The 15,076-nt window shown below is 46.0% G+C and carries 13 protein-coding genes and 1 pseudogene; 7 read left to right on the forward strand and 7 right to left on the reverse strand.

Going from position 1 to position 15,076, the window contains the following annotated elements; translation table 11 throughout:
* Window positions 1–647: 647 nt before the first annotated feature.
* The 3 genes from recQ (at window position 648) to H6F98_RS14530 (ending at window position 4,288) form a co-directional block, all read left to right on the forward strand.
* A complete protein-coding gene (gene recQ, locus H6F98_RS14520) occupies window positions 648–2,774 on the forward strand; it encodes a DNA helicase RecQ (RefSeq protein WP_192219416.1) in 2,127 nt (708 codons plus the stop codon).
* Window positions 2,775–3,686 (forward strand): hypothetical protein, encoded by a 912-nt coding sequence (locus H6F98_RS14525; protein WP_192219417.1) that lies wholly within the window; start codon window positions 2,775–2,777, stop codon window positions 3,684–3,686. It begins immediately after the preceding gene.
* 218 nt (window positions 3,687–3,904) lie between these two features.
* A complete protein-coding gene (locus H6F98_RS14530; protein ID WP_192219418.1) occupies window positions 3,905–4,288 on the forward strand; it encodes a response regulator transcription factor in 384 nt (127 codons plus the stop codon).
* Between the two features lie 398 nt (window positions 4,289–4,686).
* Here the strand turns inward: H6F98_RS14530 and H6F98_RS14535 are convergent, their stop codons facing one another.
* A complete protein-coding gene (locus tag H6F98_RS14535; RefSeq protein WP_192219419.1) occupies window positions 4,687–4,887 on the reverse strand; it encodes a helix-turn-helix transcriptional regulator in 201 nt (66 codons plus the stop codon).
* A 92-nt stretch (window positions 4,888–4,979) separates the two neighbouring features.
* Here H6F98_RS14535 and H6F98_RS14540 point away from each other — a divergent pair, with 92 nt between their 5' ends.
* The gene (locus H6F98_RS14540; RefSeq protein ID WP_313929876.1) at window positions 4,980–5,237 is read left to right on the forward strand and encodes a hypothetical protein; all 258 of its coding nucleotides are present in this window, start codon (window positions 4,980–4,982) and stop codon (window positions 5,235–5,237) included.
* Window positions 5,238–5,392: 155 nt separating this feature from the next.
* Here the strand turns inward: H6F98_RS14540 and H6F98_RS34605 are convergent, their stop codons facing one another.
* The 5 genes and pseudogenes from H6F98_RS34605 to H6F98_RS14560 all read right to left on the reverse strand — a co-directional run bounded on the left by H6F98_RS34605 (window position 5,393) and on the right by H6F98_RS14560 (window position 9,056).
* Window positions 5,393–6,223: a thiazole synthase gene (locus H6F98_RS34605; protein WP_396812011.1), complete on the reverse strand. Its 831-nt coding sequence runs from the start codon at window positions 6,221–6,223 to the stop codon at window positions 5,393–5,395.
* Window positions 6,224–6,415: 192 nt separating this feature from the next.
* Window positions 6,416–7,426 (reverse strand): annotated as a pseudogene (gene thiO / locus H6F98_RS34610) (glycine oxidase ThiO); the annotation flags it as partial.
* Window positions 7,427–7,516: 90 nt separating this feature from the next.
* On the reverse strand, window positions 7,517–7,873 hold the full coding sequence (locus H6F98_RS14550) for a hypothetical protein (protein WP_192219422.1): 357 nt from the start codon (window positions 7,871–7,873) through the stop codon (window positions 7,517–7,519).
* A 239-nt stretch (window positions 7,874–8,112) separates the two neighbouring features.
* Window positions 8,113–8,550: a DUF4079 domain-containing protein gene (locus H6F98_RS14555; protein ID WP_192219423.1), complete on the reverse strand. Its 438-nt coding sequence runs from the start codon at window positions 8,548–8,550 to the stop codon at window positions 8,113–8,115.
* A 113-nt stretch (window positions 8,551–8,663) separates the two neighbouring features.
* Entirely contained in the window at window positions 8,664–9,056 is a 393-nt protein-coding gene (locus tag H6F98_RS14560; RefSeq protein WP_192219424.1) for a DUF1830 domain-containing protein, read from the reverse strand.
* 534 nt (window positions 9,057–9,590) lie between these two features.
* Between H6F98_RS14560 and H6F98_RS14565 the strand changes: the two genes are divergently transcribed.
* The 3 genes from H6F98_RS14565 to H6F98_RS14575 all read left to right on the forward strand — a co-directional run bounded on the left by H6F98_RS14565 (window position 9,591) and on the right by H6F98_RS14575 (window position 13,407).
* Window positions 9,591–11,162 carry a photosystem II high light acclimation radical SAM protein gene (locus H6F98_RS14565; protein ID WP_192219425.1) on the forward strand — a complete coding sequence of 524 codons (1,572 nt, stop codon included), beginning with the start codon at window positions 9,591–9,593 and terminating at the stop codon, window positions 11,160–11,162.
* Window positions 11,163–11,273: 111 nt separating this feature from the next.
* Complete coding sequence (locus H6F98_RS14570) at window positions 11,274–12,677, forward strand: DICT sensory domain-containing protein (protein ID WP_192219426.1); 1,404 nt, start codon at window positions 11,274–11,276, stop codon at window positions 12,675–12,677.
* A gap of 16 nt (window positions 12,678–12,693) precedes the next feature.
* Entirely contained in the window at window positions 12,694–13,407 is a 714-nt protein-coding gene (locus H6F98_RS14575; RefSeq protein ID WP_192219427.1) for a pentapeptide repeat-containing protein, read from the forward strand.
* A gap of 305 nt (window positions 13,408–13,712) precedes the next feature.
* Here H6F98_RS14575 and H6F98_RS14580 read toward each other — a convergent pair whose 3' ends face one another.
* The gene (locus H6F98_RS14580) at window positions 13,713–14,957 is read right to left on the reverse strand and encodes a cysteine desulfurase-like protein (RefSeq protein ID WP_192219428.1); all 1,245 of its coding nucleotides are present in this window, start codon (window positions 14,955–14,957) and stop codon (window positions 13,713–13,715) included.
* Window positions 14,958–15,076: the final 119 nt, after the last annotated feature.

Genomic DNA, 15,076 nt, shown 5'->3' on the forward strand with positions numbered 1-15,076 from the left:
TATAGATACTTGTGCAAAAGCTTATAGCTTATTTATAAGGAACTGATAAACTTTTTCCGTAGATTCCCTGATGCGGAAACTGAGATATTAGCATACCCACTTGAATCACAGAAATAAACTATCCGTGTAAAAAAATATAAGAAATCTAACTACTTCTATAAGAAAACGCAATGCTATAAGCTAATCTCTTGACGATGGCAAAAAGCTGTGCAAAAATAACGGGTTTTAAGAAATCCCAATTTCAAGTAGTTTAATGCAACTTCTAAGTGAATCTAAACTGAGCTATTGCTGACTTTATTCGGTTGACGATGGCAATGAGTTTTACAGCGAAAACCTAGTGTTTGATGCAACTAGGATTAATACCTAGTGCTTCTAACCTTCCTGCTAATTGAAGGAGAGTTAGGCAATTTTGCTGTGTCCCCAAGCACTGAATAAAAACTTATTGAAGATATAGCGGTTTCAGGGAGAGATGAGGTACAGCAAGAGGTATGTGAAAACTAGAGAGACAAAGGAAAACAAAAAAGCTGATAGCTGATAGCTGACGGCTTTGGAGCTATAGACGGTGAGGCAGTATTCTCACCAATTAATTGAAGTGGCAAAATGTGGGTTCTAAAATGATTCCATCATCAGCGCAAAAACTATTAACTATGCCACAGTTTGACTCTCTGGAGGAAGCACTCAAACATTTCTTTGGTTATGATACCTTCCGTCTAGGGCAGCGACAGATTGTTGAAGAAGCACTTGCCCAACGAGACTTGCTGGTTATTATGCCCACAGGTGGAGGGAAGTCTCTGTGTTTTCAACTACCAGCATTACTAAAACCTGGCTTAACGGTAGTAGTATCACCGCTGATTGCTTTGATGCAAGACCAAGTGGCGGCGTTGCAAGATAACGGAATTGGTGCAACGTTTCTTAATAGTAGTCTGAACTGGGAAGCGGTGCGATCGCGTGAAGCAGACATACTCAACGGCAAGATTAAGTTACTCTATGTCGCGCCAGAACGCTTACTGGGAGAGAAATTTCTGCCATTTCTAGAGAAAGTGCGATCGCAAATTGGGATTTCCGCCTTTGCCATTGATGAAGCGCACTGTGTATCCGAGTGGGGACATGACTTTCGCCCAGAATATCGGCAGATGAAGCAACTGCGCCAACGTTACCCAGATATTCCTCTTCTCGCCCTCACAGCTACTGCAACCGGCCGCGTGCGTCATGACATCATCGAACAACTGGCGCTTCGGCAACCGGGAATTCACATTGCTAGCTTCAATCGCCCGAACCTTTACTATGAAGTACAACCCAAAGAGCGACAAAGCTACAACCAACTCTTAAAGAAAATCCGCTCTCATAAAGGTTCAGGCATTATCTACTGCCTCAGCCGTCGCAAAGTCGATGAAATTGCCTTCCGACTACAGCAAGATGGCATTCCTACTCTGTCCTACCATGCAGGAATGACTGATGAAGCGAGACTAGCCAACCAAACTAGCTTCATCCGGGATGATGTTCAGGTAATGGTAGCGACGGTTGCCTTTGGTATGGGTATCAATAAACTCGATGTACGCTTCGTCATCCACTACGACTTACCCCGCAACCTGGAGAGTTATTATCAGGAATCAGGACGAGCGGGGCGTGATGGAGAACCAGCCGACTGTACCCTATTCTTCGGTGCTGGCGATATCCGCACGATTGACTATCTCATTGATCAAAAACCCGATCCGAAAGAGCAACGAGTCGCCCGTCAACAACTGCGTCAGGTACTTGACTATGCAGAAGGAACAGACTGTCGCCGCACGATTCAGCTACGCTACTTTGGCGAACGGTTTCCAGGGGATTGCGGTAACTGTGATAACTGTCGTTCTCCTAAACCTGTAGAAGACTGGACAATTGAGGCGCAAAAATTTCTTTCCTGTGTGGCGCGTTGTCGGGAACGGTTTGGGATGACTCATATTATTGATGTGCTACGGGGTTCCAGGAAGCAGAAGATCGAGCAGAATGGGCATCACTTGCTTTCTACCTATGGGATTGGCAAAGATAGAAGTGTAGAAGCGTGGAAAATGTTAGGGCGATCGCTTTTACATCAAGGGTTAGTAGACGAAACAACTGATGGCTACCGTATCCTGAAGCTCAACAAACTCAGTTGGGAAATCCTGCGAAGCCAGCGTTTGGTTCATATTGCTGTCACAGAGACACCCGTAGCGAAAGCGTTAGCCGACATTAATCCTAGAGGTGCTGAAGTAGAAATTCTTTTTGAACGACTGCGAAAGTTGCGTAAACAGCTAGCTGATGCCCAATCCGTTCCGCCTTATGTCGTCTTTGCCGATTCCAGCCTCAAGCTGATGGCACAGCAACAACCCCAAACCTTGGAGGATTTTGCTGAAATTTCTGGTGTGGGTACACATAAACTCACTCAGTACGGTGACAAATTTGTTTCAGAAATTCGCGCCTTTTGCCAGGAACAGAAACCACCAGTCGCCCTCCCTTCCAGTACCCATATGGTGACGCTGCAATTCCACCAACAGGGTATGAGCATTGAAGAAATTGCTCAACAACGTGGCTATAGCCCTAGCACAATCATCAATCATCTCGGTGAACTACTTGAGATGAAGCAGCCAGTCGATTTAAACCGACTGGTGTCCCCAGAATTGCAACAGCCGATCATCCAAGCCATTCAAACTGTCGGTGCTGAGTCGCTCAAAAGCCTACGCGAACACTTGGGAAAAAGTTATAGTTACGAAGATATTCGACTGGTACGCGCTTGGTGGCGGCGGGAAAACTAGATGACGCGACAGCCTCACGATCAATTTGCTAAGCAATATCTAGAGGAGTTACTAGCACCTCTGGGTAGAGTAGAAATTAGCCGTGAAGTAGCCAGTGAAGTCCGGCAAGTGGATATCTGGTTTGTGCCAGCAACCTTACTCCATACAGAATCTCAAGTTTTGGGTTTGCTTGGGCAGATGGCTTCAGCGTCTTGTTTATTAGAGCCTTTTCGGAATCCCTCTAGTGCAGTAGAGGTACGCAACTGCTTGCTCAAATTGTATTCTCTGCACGGTGAACTACTGCGTAAAGCCCGACGGGAGAAAAACTCTTTATCTGAGGGTGAGTTGCCGCGTTTATGGATTCTGTCGCCTTCTTGTTCTGCAACGCTGTTGAATGGATTTGGGGCAAAACTTGATAGTTCGGGGAACTGGAGTGAAGGCGTTTACTTTCTGCCTGAGTTGCAAAGGACGGCGCTAGTGGCAATTAACCAGCTACCAGCAACGGAACAAACTCTCTGGCTGCGGCTTCTGGGACGAGGCGCTGTTCAAAAGCAAGCCGTTGATGAATTGGTAGCACTACCAAAAGAGCATCCATTACGGCGCAACATCTTAGAACTTTTGGCTAACTGGCGCATCAATGTGGAAGGGAGCGAAAATTTAAGTGATGAGGATAGGGAGTTAATTATGAACTTATCACCAGCTTATCTCCGTTGGCGAAATGATACTTTTCAAGAAGGTAGACAGGAAGGTACTTTAGAAGGACAACGCATTATGGTGGAAAATCTGCTTGAAGAGCGCTTCGGAACTCTTGATGAGGAGTTATCCCAAATTGTTGCTAGGATCATGCAGCTTCCAGTAAGAGAGCGCACTCGTTTACTTCTTCAACTATCCCGTGAGGAGTTGTCGGAACGCTTTGGGGAGGAGTTGATCTGAAGCCGTTATGAGGATGAAACTTGAGTGTAATCTATTTCGTATGCCAGTAAAATCCCTGAGGACGGTTTGTTGCTTAGCCTGATTAAATAATGACAAGAGGTGCAAAACACTCTTTTTGTCAACGATTAAAATTGAAACTGTAGTTCAAAGTAAGTCTACTCTGTGTGAAATAGATTTAAACGTTTTCTCCAGAGGGTGCTAGAAATTTTATTGAGTTTATGAACCAAATTAAAAGAAAAATCTTAGTGATTGAAGACGAAGCAGATATCAGAGAGAATCTGGAAGAACTGCTCTCAGAAGAGTATGAAGTTCTTGTTGCTTCTGGTGGGAGATTAGGACTAGAAATAGCTTTGAAAGAAAAACCCGATCTTGTTATTTGTGATGTCACAATGGCAGGCGTAACGGGTTATAACGTGATAACGGCTATACGTGCTAATCCCCATACAGCAAAGACTCCTTTCATTTTTCTGAGTGCAAAAGTATCTAAAGAAGATATGCGGTTAGGAATGGAATTAGGCGCAGATGATTATTTAACTAAACCCTATAATCGAAAGGAATTATTTAGTGCGATCGCAGCTCGTTTCAGACGGTTTGACTCATAATAATGTATTGCTCAATCTAGAGAATGTAGAATTGAGCCAGTTGTTATGTGGTTTGTAGCCTCTGTACAAGATATTTTGAGATTACAAAGGAAGAAATTGCAACTTTTTGAAGAAATGTTGAACTCACAAAAATAAACCAATGAACTATTAAGGTTTATGGCTTCAACCAAAAGAGAAGATGAATAGTCACTGATTTATCATTTCACTAGCTCAATCCGTTGAACTAAGCTGAAGTTCTAGTCGTAGAGACGTTCCGCCGGAACGTCTCTACAAAGTTTTATGGGTTGCCCAAAAAGGGGGTAGCTGACCCGGATCGGTATTACTATGCGATCACTTTCCTGTACAACTTCAACAGGCGATCGCATCTTCTCGCTTAGACTAGTGGTTTCATGTATCGCTCAGTCTGCCAAATCCTCTAGTGTGAAATGCAGAAGATCGCACAATGCTTTCATCTGTGTTGGAGTTAGCTTTGGGATATGTCTGCCAGCTTCCCAATTTTGCACAGTCGTCACAGTCACGTCCAATTCATTAGCAATTTGCCGCTGCGTTACATTCAGCGATTCTCGTCGTTGTTTGAGCTTTTCTCCCAAACTAGCCATTCTTGTCTTATCCCCAAATTAGCTTAACCAACTTGACTTAATTAAGCTATGAGCCTAATATAAAGTCATGGTTTTACCAGGTCAGAAAGCCAGTGCCTCCCGGCTACCAACCTTTTAGCACTGGCTCTGGCTCCAATTGCAATGGAGACAAGTTAATTATGCCTTACAAAGAACGCCTTCACCCTTGGGTACTTGTTCGCTTGCTGCCCAACCTACAACAAATCACTGTAGCCCAATACCGCTCTCGTTCCGATGCAGACGGTCATCTACAGGTTATTCGTCGCCTAATGCCTAATGCTAAGTTTGAGGTGATGTTCAACCCTGAATTATCAGCCAAACATCAGGCTTAGCGCACCTAGCCCTGTGTCAAGGTGTTAGGTCGTAGGTGGTAGGTTGTAGAGAAAAGCTATGGCGCTTTCCTTGGAAAGATTAGGGTTTTGGGGAATTCTGGAAGAGCAAGGCATACCTGTAAACCCCTACCACCTAACATCTAAAACCTGTCACCTTAGTTAATCGTGCCACTAAGCGGAGAACTGGCGCTGGCATAGGTTTTTACCGGAATGCGACCTGCCAAATAAGCAAGGCGTCCTGCTTCCGTTGCCATACCCATTGCCCTACCCATCGCGACTGGGTTTTGAGCCAATGCGATCGCACTATTAATTAATAAAGCATCTGCACCCAACTCCATCGAATACGCCGCCTCACTTGGCGTACCAATTCCAGCATCCACCACCACTGGTACACCTGCCTCTTCAATAATGATTTGGATATTCGCCGCATTCTTTATCCCTTGTCCCGAACCAATCGGTGAACCCAAAGGCATAACTGTGACACAGCCAACCTCTTCCAATCGCTTAGCGAGCATGGGGTCAGCATTAATATAAGGCAACACGGCAAAACCTTCTTTCACCAATTGCTCTGCTGCTTCTAGGGTGCCAATGGGGTCGGGTAACAAATACTTGGCATCAGGAATCACTTCCAACTTGACAAAGTTATTGTCCTCTTGCCCTAATAACTTCGCCATTTCGCGACCTAACCGCGCTACACGCACCGCTTCCTCTGCGGTTTTACAGCCTGCGGTATTGGGTAGCATCCACACTTTTGTCCAATCCAGTGCCTCTGCTAACCCTTCATGTCCTGGTGCTTTGGTTTGTACCCGACGTACTGCCACCGTAACAATCTCACTACCGCTTGCGGCAATACTTTGCTGCATCTGCTCAAGGCTGCCATACTTGCCTGTACCCGTCATCAAGCGAGAGCGAAAGGTACGACCAGCAATCGTTAACTGGTCAGTTGGGTAGTGTTCAGTAAGAGTTGCCGCTGGAGAGGCAACCAGTGAGGAGGAATTAGAGTTTGGCACCGGAGTTAGGTTAGAGTGGCTTGAAAAAATCATCGGACTAGTCTTAGCTGGGGCAGATTTAGTGTAAAACCTGTCGTAGCGAAAATGAGCAAGGATTGGGTCAGACTTTTGCTCACTAATCAAGTCGGCAAGCAATAATGCTGTCACGGGTGCGAGGAGGATGCCATTGCGATAGTGACCCGTTGCCAGAGTAAGGTTCTCTAAGGAACTACTGCCAATGATGGGTAATTCATCAGGTGTTGCAGGTCGAAAGCCCCACCAACATTCCTGAATTTCCCAATCTTGCAATTTTGGATAAAGTCGAATCGCTTCCCCTAGCAGGGTGTGAATCCCAGCAGGAGTGTTGTGAGGTATCCAACCAACATCTTCATTGGTTGCACCGATTAGGATTCGCCCATCTCGACGTGGTACTAGATAAATGTCAGAACCATAGAGTACTCGTTGTAGGGGTAAAGGCTGATTATTGCCTTCAGGTGCTTGTAAAGACAACATCTGACCTTTTTTTGGCCGTACTGGCACGGGCAATAAGTCGTTTAACCAAGCCCCTGTTGCTAGAACATAATGATCGGCTTGCAATTCCCCTGCTGAGGTTCTAACACCACGAACTTGCCGATTGTGTTGCTCAAATGCCTCGACTTCAACCCCTTCTCGGATATCGACACCTAATTCCTGCGCCGCAAGCCGTAACGCTTTCGCCAGTGCCCGGTTATCGACTTGAGCATCTTCGGGATACCACCAACCGCCAACGACTTCTGCACCTAATCCGGGCTGATACAAATTAATTGAATCTCTATCTAGCCAGTCGGCAACGTCTATGCGATCGCGAAGCGCTGCTGCGTAGCGCAGATCGCCTGTTGCCTCTTGTCCCTTACCCCTTGCCTCATACACTGGAGCCAAAATTCCGCAAGGCCAATAACCCGTTGCAACACCTGTCAGTTGCTCAAGTTTACGAATCCATTCAGGATACAAAGAACGTGACCACAGGCATAAGTCCAACATTGGGCCTTCGGACAGTTCTTCTGCCTGAGGTGCCAGCATCCCCGCCGCAGCTAGAGTAGAGGCTTGCTTAAAGTCGCGACTAACGACAGTTACCGTTGCGCCCCGCAGCTTCAGTTCGAGTGCGATCGCCAAACCAATAACGCCACCACCGATGATGAGAATGTCACTTGCTGCGTTCATTTGAAAAAAATTAGACGTGCTTGCTTACACGTCCGTATCCTTGTTAGTTACTATCTCAAACCTAGAAACTAACAACTCAAGAGGCATAGTTTACCACAGGGCACGAATGGGTTCACTGGGATTGGTTTGCCCTGTACCAGTTCCTGCCGTTCCCTCTGGGTCAATTGTTGGGACAGTTGTCTGGGCAGGAGCTTGGACAGTTCTTTGGTTGTTTTGCGCTTGCGCTGTTGTCGTTGGCTGATTAGCTGGTTGTACTCGCGTTGGCTGGTTCGCTGGTTGTACTCGTGTGCGGGTTGCAGGTTGTCCAGCAGTCGGAGCATCTTGAACCGTTTCTACCTGATTTGAACTGCGACTCTGACCGATGAAGGGAAAGCGCCAGCCAATCGCTGCTCCCACCAGAGCGGCAACTCCAACTACTGTAAGAATTATTCCAAGAAATTTGCTCATACTCTAGTTAAGGCCAAGAATTTCGCGTTCGTTACTTTCAAAAATTACTCAGAACTACTCTACAAGCATTTTTAGCTTTTGTTCTGGTAATGAATGCTAATTAAGTGTTTGCCTCGCAATTTTAACTCAAGCTTACTCAATTATTGTCCCTAAGACTCTGCTAATTTCGCTCTTTCTAATGAAAGAAATATTTCTTATCTTCCAGAGCTATAAGGCTTTCAGGATAGATACCAATGGTGTCAGGGTAAGTACTTCTGCACAACCTGCCAACCTGTAAGTGAAACCCAAGTAAACCCTACAAGCAGTACTATATTTGTCCCGACATGAACAGCACGCGCCCAAGGCTGACTCGGACTGATTTGGGTAGAACTAGCGGCTGAAAGTAATACTAAAACGACAACAGAGCAGCCAGCAATCAAGTGTCCAGAGTGCCCCAAACTACCAAAATGCCCAAGGGTACCGACAACACCGATCGCAAGAAGAAGCAAGACTAGAGCTACCATCACCCAACCCGTGGTGTAATGGGCTGTACGCAGCCAATTGGGTTGTGGATGCTCATTGTTTCGTCTAGAGAAGAGGTTAATTCCAGTAACAGCCAGAATCAAGTAAGCCAAGAGCGACAAGCCCATTGACCAAGCGGCTATCTTCCATAGCCAGATAAAAGAAGGCAGATTCACTCTTTAATTTCCAAAAATACTAGAGAGCTGTCACCTCCATCATAAAAACAAGAGGCTGCCAAAACGTGACAACCTCAACTAGGCTCTTTATGTGAAGAAATGATGAAAATGGGCTAGCCAAGGGTAGCCAAGGTTAAAGATTCTGTGGTCAATCGACTTTTGCTGCTAACTTTTCCTACACTGGGTGTAGTGACATTAGCCTCGGTTGCTGACTTTGGGAGTGACTCAGCCCTTGAATCCGAACTACCACTTTCCTCTACACATAAGCGATCGCACGGTATGGTATCTGAGAGGATTGCGCTTGCCATCATGCCTGTATGAATTTCCAACAGCGATTGGGCCATGGCTTCAAACACTAAGCGTTGCCCTGGAAAAACCACACGCTCAAAATACCAGTTGGGAATATTCGAGATTCGGGCAATTTGAATATGACTAGTCGCATTCACATAGCAGCATAAGATGTGATTTTGGTTATCTGGTGGTACGGGATCAAGAATTTGAGCCATGATTGCGTATGTGCTTACTCTAAAACTTGTTATTACATCACTCAAGTTAGCACCTGCGATCCCCACTGGCTGTAAACGCGACTACCAATCAGTTTTTCTCCCCAGTCACGTCTAGAACATTAGACGGGGAAAATACTTGATTTTGCCGCTTATTTGTGTTTTTAACCAAAACTTAGCATTTTTAAGTAAAAATACTCAGGTTTTCTCGCGTTTGCTAGCTTAGCAAGCGCCTGACTTAATTTCTGAAGATATTTACTTCCTCAAGAAAAATACCACACAGTTGAGAGAAGTCGTTAATCTTGTTAAAGTTAAGTTATATGAATAAGGCTTTCAGAATTCGTGTCAGTAACTTCACGGTTGAGGCTGGGGCTTTATAGAGGCGACCCCAATCCACAAGCGGATAAGTGTTGGCTTAGTCTATCTAAGCCTTCCGAGGTATGTCGGATAAAGCAATATGAGGTAAAACTTCCCTAAATTTTTAATTCTGAGTAAGCAATTGATCTAAGAAAGAACAGCTTCCACCTGAAATTAACAATGCAACAAAAAATCCTCTATGTACGCCTTCCCTGTAATCCGATCTTTCCGATTGGCGTTGTCTACCTAGCTGATCATGTCCACAAACTGTTCCCAGAGGTTGAGCAGCGCATCTTTGACTTGGGAACTGTGCCTCCCCTAGATTTTGCGTCTGCCCTGGATGCCTGTGTGGACGAGTTTCAACCCACCCTGCTGGTATTTTCCTGGCGTGATATCCAAATTTATGCGCCAGTAGGCGGTAGAGGGGGCAATCCCCTGCAAAATGCTTTCGAGTTCTTCTATGCCTGGAATCCCTTCTTAAAGTTCCGAGGGGCTTTTGGGCTGCTGCGTCTAGCCATTTCCTACTATGCAGAACTTTGGCGTAATCGGGGGTTGATTGCAAGAGGGCTTAAACGCGCTCAAAACTATAACTCAGAGGTTCGTGCTGTTGTCGGTGGTGGTGCGGTGAGTGTTTTCTATGAGCAGCTAGGGAAAGAGTTGCCAGCCGGAACGATTATTTCTGTAGGCGAAGGGGAAACACTACTTGAAAAAATTCTCAAGGGTCAAGAGTTTCGGGATGAGCGGTGTTATGTAGTGGGTGAAACAAAGCCACGCGATCGCATGATACACGAATGGCCCACTCCCATTGAAAAAAGCGCTTGCAACTACGACTACATCCCAAGCATCTGGCCTGAGTTTCAATATTACCTGCAAGACCAAGACTTCTATATTGGTGTGCAAACCAAGCGCGGTTGTCCACACAATTGCTGTTACTGCATCTATACAGTAGTGGAAGGCAAGCAAGTTCGGATTAACCCCGCTGATGAAGTCGTGGCGGAAATGCGCCAACTCTATGATCGGGGAATTCGGAACTTCTGGTTCACCGATGCTCAGTTCATCCCAGCACGGAAGTTCATCGACGATGCCATTGAGCTGTTGCAGAAAATTCTCGACTCTGGCATGACTGACATCCATTGGGCAGCTTACATCCGTGCCGACAATCTCACGCCGGAATTATGTGAGCTAATGGTGAAAACCGGGATGAATTACTTTGAAATTGGCATCACCAGTGGCTCTCAGGAACTAGTGCGGAAGATGCGGATGGGTTACAACCTGCGTACAGTGTTAGAAAACTGCCGTGACCTAAAAGCAGCGGGCTTTAATGACCTGGTTTCGGTCAACTACTCCTTTAATGTAATAGACGAGCGACCGGAAACCATTCGTCAGACAGTTGCTTATCACCGGGAGTTAGAACGAATTTTTGGTGCTGATAAAGTCGAACCCGCGATTTTCTTCATCGGTTTGCAACCGCACACTCACTTAGAAGAGTATGCCTTTGAGAACAATATCCTCAATCGGAACTATGACCCGATGAACCTGAAGCCTTGGACGGTGAAGAAACTGATGTGGAATCCAGAACCGTTGGGTTCCTTCTTCGGTGAAGTTTGCTTACAAGCTTGGCGCCAAAACCCGAATGACTTTGGACGTGAAGTCATGAAAATTCTTGAAGAAAGACTGGGTTGTGCTGAATTGGAAGAAGCACTCGTTGCTCCCGTCGAACCCAAGAAGAAACAACTCGTCACAGTGGGTTAATACAATAGGCAACTTCTTGTGGTTACCGATACAATTTTTGAGAAAGCAACGTCCTTTAACACTCTTTACTTAACTTAACGTTTTCGCGGTTCATTTAATAAAACTGTCGCCATGCTGGAAGGTTCGATTTTACAAAGACTAGAAGCAGCCCATCGAGGAGGTAAACGACCTCTAAACTTTGGTGTATATTTCAAAAACACTTTGGTTGCTCTGTGCCATGCCTTAGAAGACTTCATCCTGGAGTCGGATAGTCCGCCGATTGTGATTACAGCTTTCCAGCGGGGTAAGTGGTATCTGCAAGAAGCGGAACGTTATGGAGACTTAGCCGATAAGTCAGCTCAGATAGCAATTATGGCTGCCTCTGATGCTGGTTTTGCGGAACATCCGACCAGCCAGAAGCAGAATGTTGCCCTTGTAAGCTTGGAGCCAACTGACCCAGTAGCGCAAGAGTGGCACCTGATGATTCTCTCAGAGACATATACAGCAATGGTGTTATGTCAAGAGCTGTCGGCATCTGATTATGGTGAAAAAGGGATGCCGGAAAATGACCTAGAGCGCAAGTTCTACGGGTTCTGGACATTTGAGCCGGAATTGGTACGGGAGACAGTGGAACTTGCGATCGCTCATATTGGGGGGTACGACCCACAGTTGCAGAAAACCCTAACGGCACAAGTCGAGAAGATTACGGCTAACTTTGGGGCTAGGTCGCGAGATGACATTAGCGTTGTCGTGTCGCGTGTGGTGGATTATCTCAAACACAGTCATGATGATTTATCCCACCTTGAGGAAACCGCACTGCTTGGCTCACCGATTCAAGAACAAGCTTTGGATGACAACCTGCTTTCTAGTGAGATGCAGGCATTCTTACGCATGGCGCAGCTAATCGACCAAGCCGATCCAACCAACCCAATGGCGGCAGCAGAGGTGGCGGCAATCTCAGAGGCGATGGGGCAGTTGTTGGATTTACCCGCTTGGCAGCTCAAGCGTCTGCGTCTTGCGGGTTTGCTGCACGGGTTGGGTTCTTCGCTGGTGACGGCGGTTCAGTCTCAGGATGAAGCTCCCTGTTGCCCTCTGATGCCGGGGGTGCAAGTATTACGGGCAATGCCACAGCTACGTGCGATCGCCCAAATCCTGACTCACCAAACCGAAAAGTGGAACGGTACTGGTATCCCAGCAGCGTTAGCTTATGATGCCATTCCTTTAGAGTCGAGAATTTTAGGGTTAGTAACAGACTTTCAGTGTCGTGTCAGGCAGGTACAGACGTTGCAGGAAGAGGAGGATAAGCCAACCCTCAGTCGGGAAGAAGCGATGTCCAAAGCTTTGGCAGAATGTCAGGCGCTCTCCGGTGAAGCATTTGACCCTAAATTGGTAGAAACCCTCAATTTGTTAGTGATGGGGATGCAACAAGGTATGAGCTTCCAGGCACATCAACCAAAGATTGCCGCAGGGATGTGGTTACTAGGCTCTCACCCTGTGGAAGAAGAATTGTTAGGTGTTTCTAGCATAAAAGCATAGGCAACAAGAAATGGTGATGGAGATAGATGCAATTCGGGCAGGAAAACTCAAGCAACTGCCAGGAGCCGATTTAGAAGACGAAGACCTTTCTGGTAGCCAACTAGAACGGATTAATCTTGCGGGTGCGACATTGATAGGAACCAATTTTTCACGTTCCAACCTCAATGGCGCACGGCTAGATGGTGCGAATCTCATTGGTGCCAAACTAGCGTCAGCGGACTTACGCGCAAATTTCCTGGGAGCCAACTTGATGCAAGCTGACTTAACCGGGGCTGATTTGCGCGGTAGCAACCTCCGAGGCGCTAATTTAATGGGGGCAAAGCTTACTCGCTCGTCTTTTACAGGGGCGTTTTTGAGTGGCGCAAATCTGATGGGTGTTGACTTGCAGGGCGTTGACCTACGAGGGGCAGATTTGCGAGGGGCGAATCTGAACGGTGCTAATCTCAAAGGGGCAGATTTATCGCAAGCGGATTTACAAGGCGCTAGCTTGAGCGAAGTTAATTTTGAGGAGGCAGATTTACGTGGGGCAAACCTGTCCGGTGCAAATTTAACAAGAGCAAGTCTCCTCTGTGCGGAGTTAGAGGGTGTGAACCTGGATGGAGCCAATTTAACTGGAGTTTGTCTAGTTGGCACATCTCTATCAGCTGTAATTCCACCACCGCAGCTTGTTAAAATCCCCTTACAAATTGCTGAGTTTGAGCATACTTCGACAAAAGAAATACCAGAATAAACTGGGCATCGCACATTAAGTTGTTGCACAATCACGGGATGATTTTGTGGTAGGGGCGTATGGTATACGCCCATTGACCTTAGTGGTTAAAACTGAAATTTCACAGGGCGTAAGGCTTGCGCCCCTACAAGGTTTATTTAAGTGTCAGGCTCGTCTTAAGACGTTCCGCCGGAAGGTCTCTACAAATATAGAACCTCTATTCAGCATAGTCTTGAGAAGGGATTGCCCCTCTGGTTCAAGGTCCATAAGCTTACACGATCGCCTTTTCCCAATCAAACGCTACAAAAAGCGATCACACTCGTAAATCACAACACTGTCTCAAAAGCTTGTATCAGTCGATCAACTTCCTCAATAGTGTTGTAATGCACCATACTGACTCGCACTACTCCGCCTTGCTTATCTAACCCCAAGTCTTTAATCAGTCGCTTGGCGTAAAAGTCACCAAAGCGAATCCCAATATTATGCTTATCAATTTGCAGTGGAATAGTCTCGCTGTTCATTCCATCTACAACAAAAGAGATAGTTGGAACTCGTGAATGGCGATCGGCTTGGGGTTGACCAATTATCCGAATATTAGATTTACTAGTGAGGTATTTGAGAAGGCGATCGCCTATTACATCCTCATGAGTGCTTATCAACTCAAATGCTTGCACCATCTGACTTCTCAAATCTGGAGCCGTTTGCTCACCATAGGAAACTTGTGCCAGTTCACTTAAATAATCACACAAACCTAACATTCCATAACTCAGCTCAAAATTGACATTTCCTGGCTGAAACTTGTAGGGAATATCAGTCTGACCAATAAAGTAATGGTTTATCCCAGGCATTGCCAGTAAATGCTCTTGCTTGCCATAAAGTAAGGCGTAGTGGGAACCATAAACTTTGTAGAAACTAAACACATAGAAATCCACATCTAGATCTTGGACATCCACCAAGCGATGAGGTGCATAACCGACACCATCAATACAGACCATTGCTCCATGTCTGTGGATAACTTCGGTAATATCTTTAACCGGATTGATCGTTCCTAAGACATTAGAGGCATGAGTGAACGCAACGAGACGAGTGCGATCGCTCAATAATGGCTCTAAATCCTCTAGGTGTAGCTTCAAGGTGTCAGGATTAATTCGCCACACTTTAATCTTGATTCCCTGTTTTTCCAGGTCAACCCAAGCACCAATATTTGCCTCATGGTCACAGTTAGTGACAATTACCTCATCGCCTGGATTCCAAGTTTGGCTGATGCATAGGGAAAGAATCCGCAACAGCAACGTAGTGGATGAACCCATCACTACTTCTGATGGAGACTTCGCATTAATCAAGGTTGCCATTGCTTGGGCAGCTTTTGCAACGCGATCGCTTGCTAATTGTGAGACATCATAAGAAGCTCCCAATTGCACATCAGATGTTAGTAAATATTCGCTTATTCGCTCCACCACCTGTTTGAGCGTTTGTGAACCGCCAGCATTATCAAAAAACGTCCAATCGTCAGCAAGAGATGGAAACTGTTGACGGACAAAGCCAATTGGGAGAGATGTTTGATGAGTCATGATTTTCCAGTGCAGATAGTTTGAGGCTTGAGAGTGAATTCACTTCTGGAAGTTTACATTAGGCGATCGCTTTTTTCTGATGCTTGATTGTGAGCGATTGCCTATACTTCCTTAAGGTC

Origin of the sequence: Microcoleus sp. FACHB-SPT15 (genome assembly GCF_014849525.1) — a bacterium.
In the GTDB taxonomy this organism is placed as follows: Bacteria; Cyanobacteriota; Cyanobacteriia; order Cyanobacteriales; family Coleofasciculaceae; genus Symplocastrum; species Symplocastrum torsivum.

Bases quoted from the DNA above. Each gene is read 5' to 3' on its own strand.
- H6F98_RS14550 (WP_192219422.1), bottom strand. From the start codon at position 7,873: ATGAGCAAATTTCTTGGAATAATTCTTACAGTAGTTGGAGTTGCCGCT.
- H6F98_RS14570 (WP_192219426.1), top strand. From the start codon at position 11,274: ATGCTGGAAGGTTCGATTTTACAAAGACTAGAAGCAGCCCATCGAGGA.
- H6F98_RS14575 (WP_192219427.1), top strand. From the start codon at position 12,694: ATGGAGATAGATGCAATTCGGGCAGGAAAACTCAAGCAACTGCCAGGA.
- H6F98_RS14525 (WP_192219417.1), top strand. From the start codon at position 2,775: ATGACGCGACAGCCTCACGATCAATTTGCTAAGCAATATCTAGAGGAG.
- recQ (WP_192219416.1), top strand. From the start codon at position 648: ATGCCACAGTTTGACTCTCTGGAGGAAGCACTCAAACATTTCTTTGGT.
- H6F98_RS14535 (WP_192219419.1), bottom strand. From the start codon at position 4,887: ATGGCTAGTTTGGGAGAAAAGCTCAAACAACGACGAGAATCGCTGAAT.
- H6F98_RS14560 (WP_192219424.1), bottom strand. From the start codon at position 9,056: ATGGCTCAAATTCTTGATCCCGTACCACCAGATAACCAAAATCACATC.
- H6F98_RS14565 (WP_192219425.1), top strand. From the start codon at position 9,591: ATGCAACAAAAAATCCTCTATGTACGCCTTCCCTGTAATCCGATCTTT.
- H6F98_RS14580 (WP_192219428.1), bottom strand. From the start codon at position 14,957: ATGACTCATCAAACATCTCTCCCAATTGGCTTTGTCCGTCAACAGTTT.
- H6F98_RS14530 (WP_192219418.1), top strand. From the start codon at position 3,905: ATGAACCAAATTAAAAGAAAAATCTTAGTGATTGAAGACGAAGCAGAT.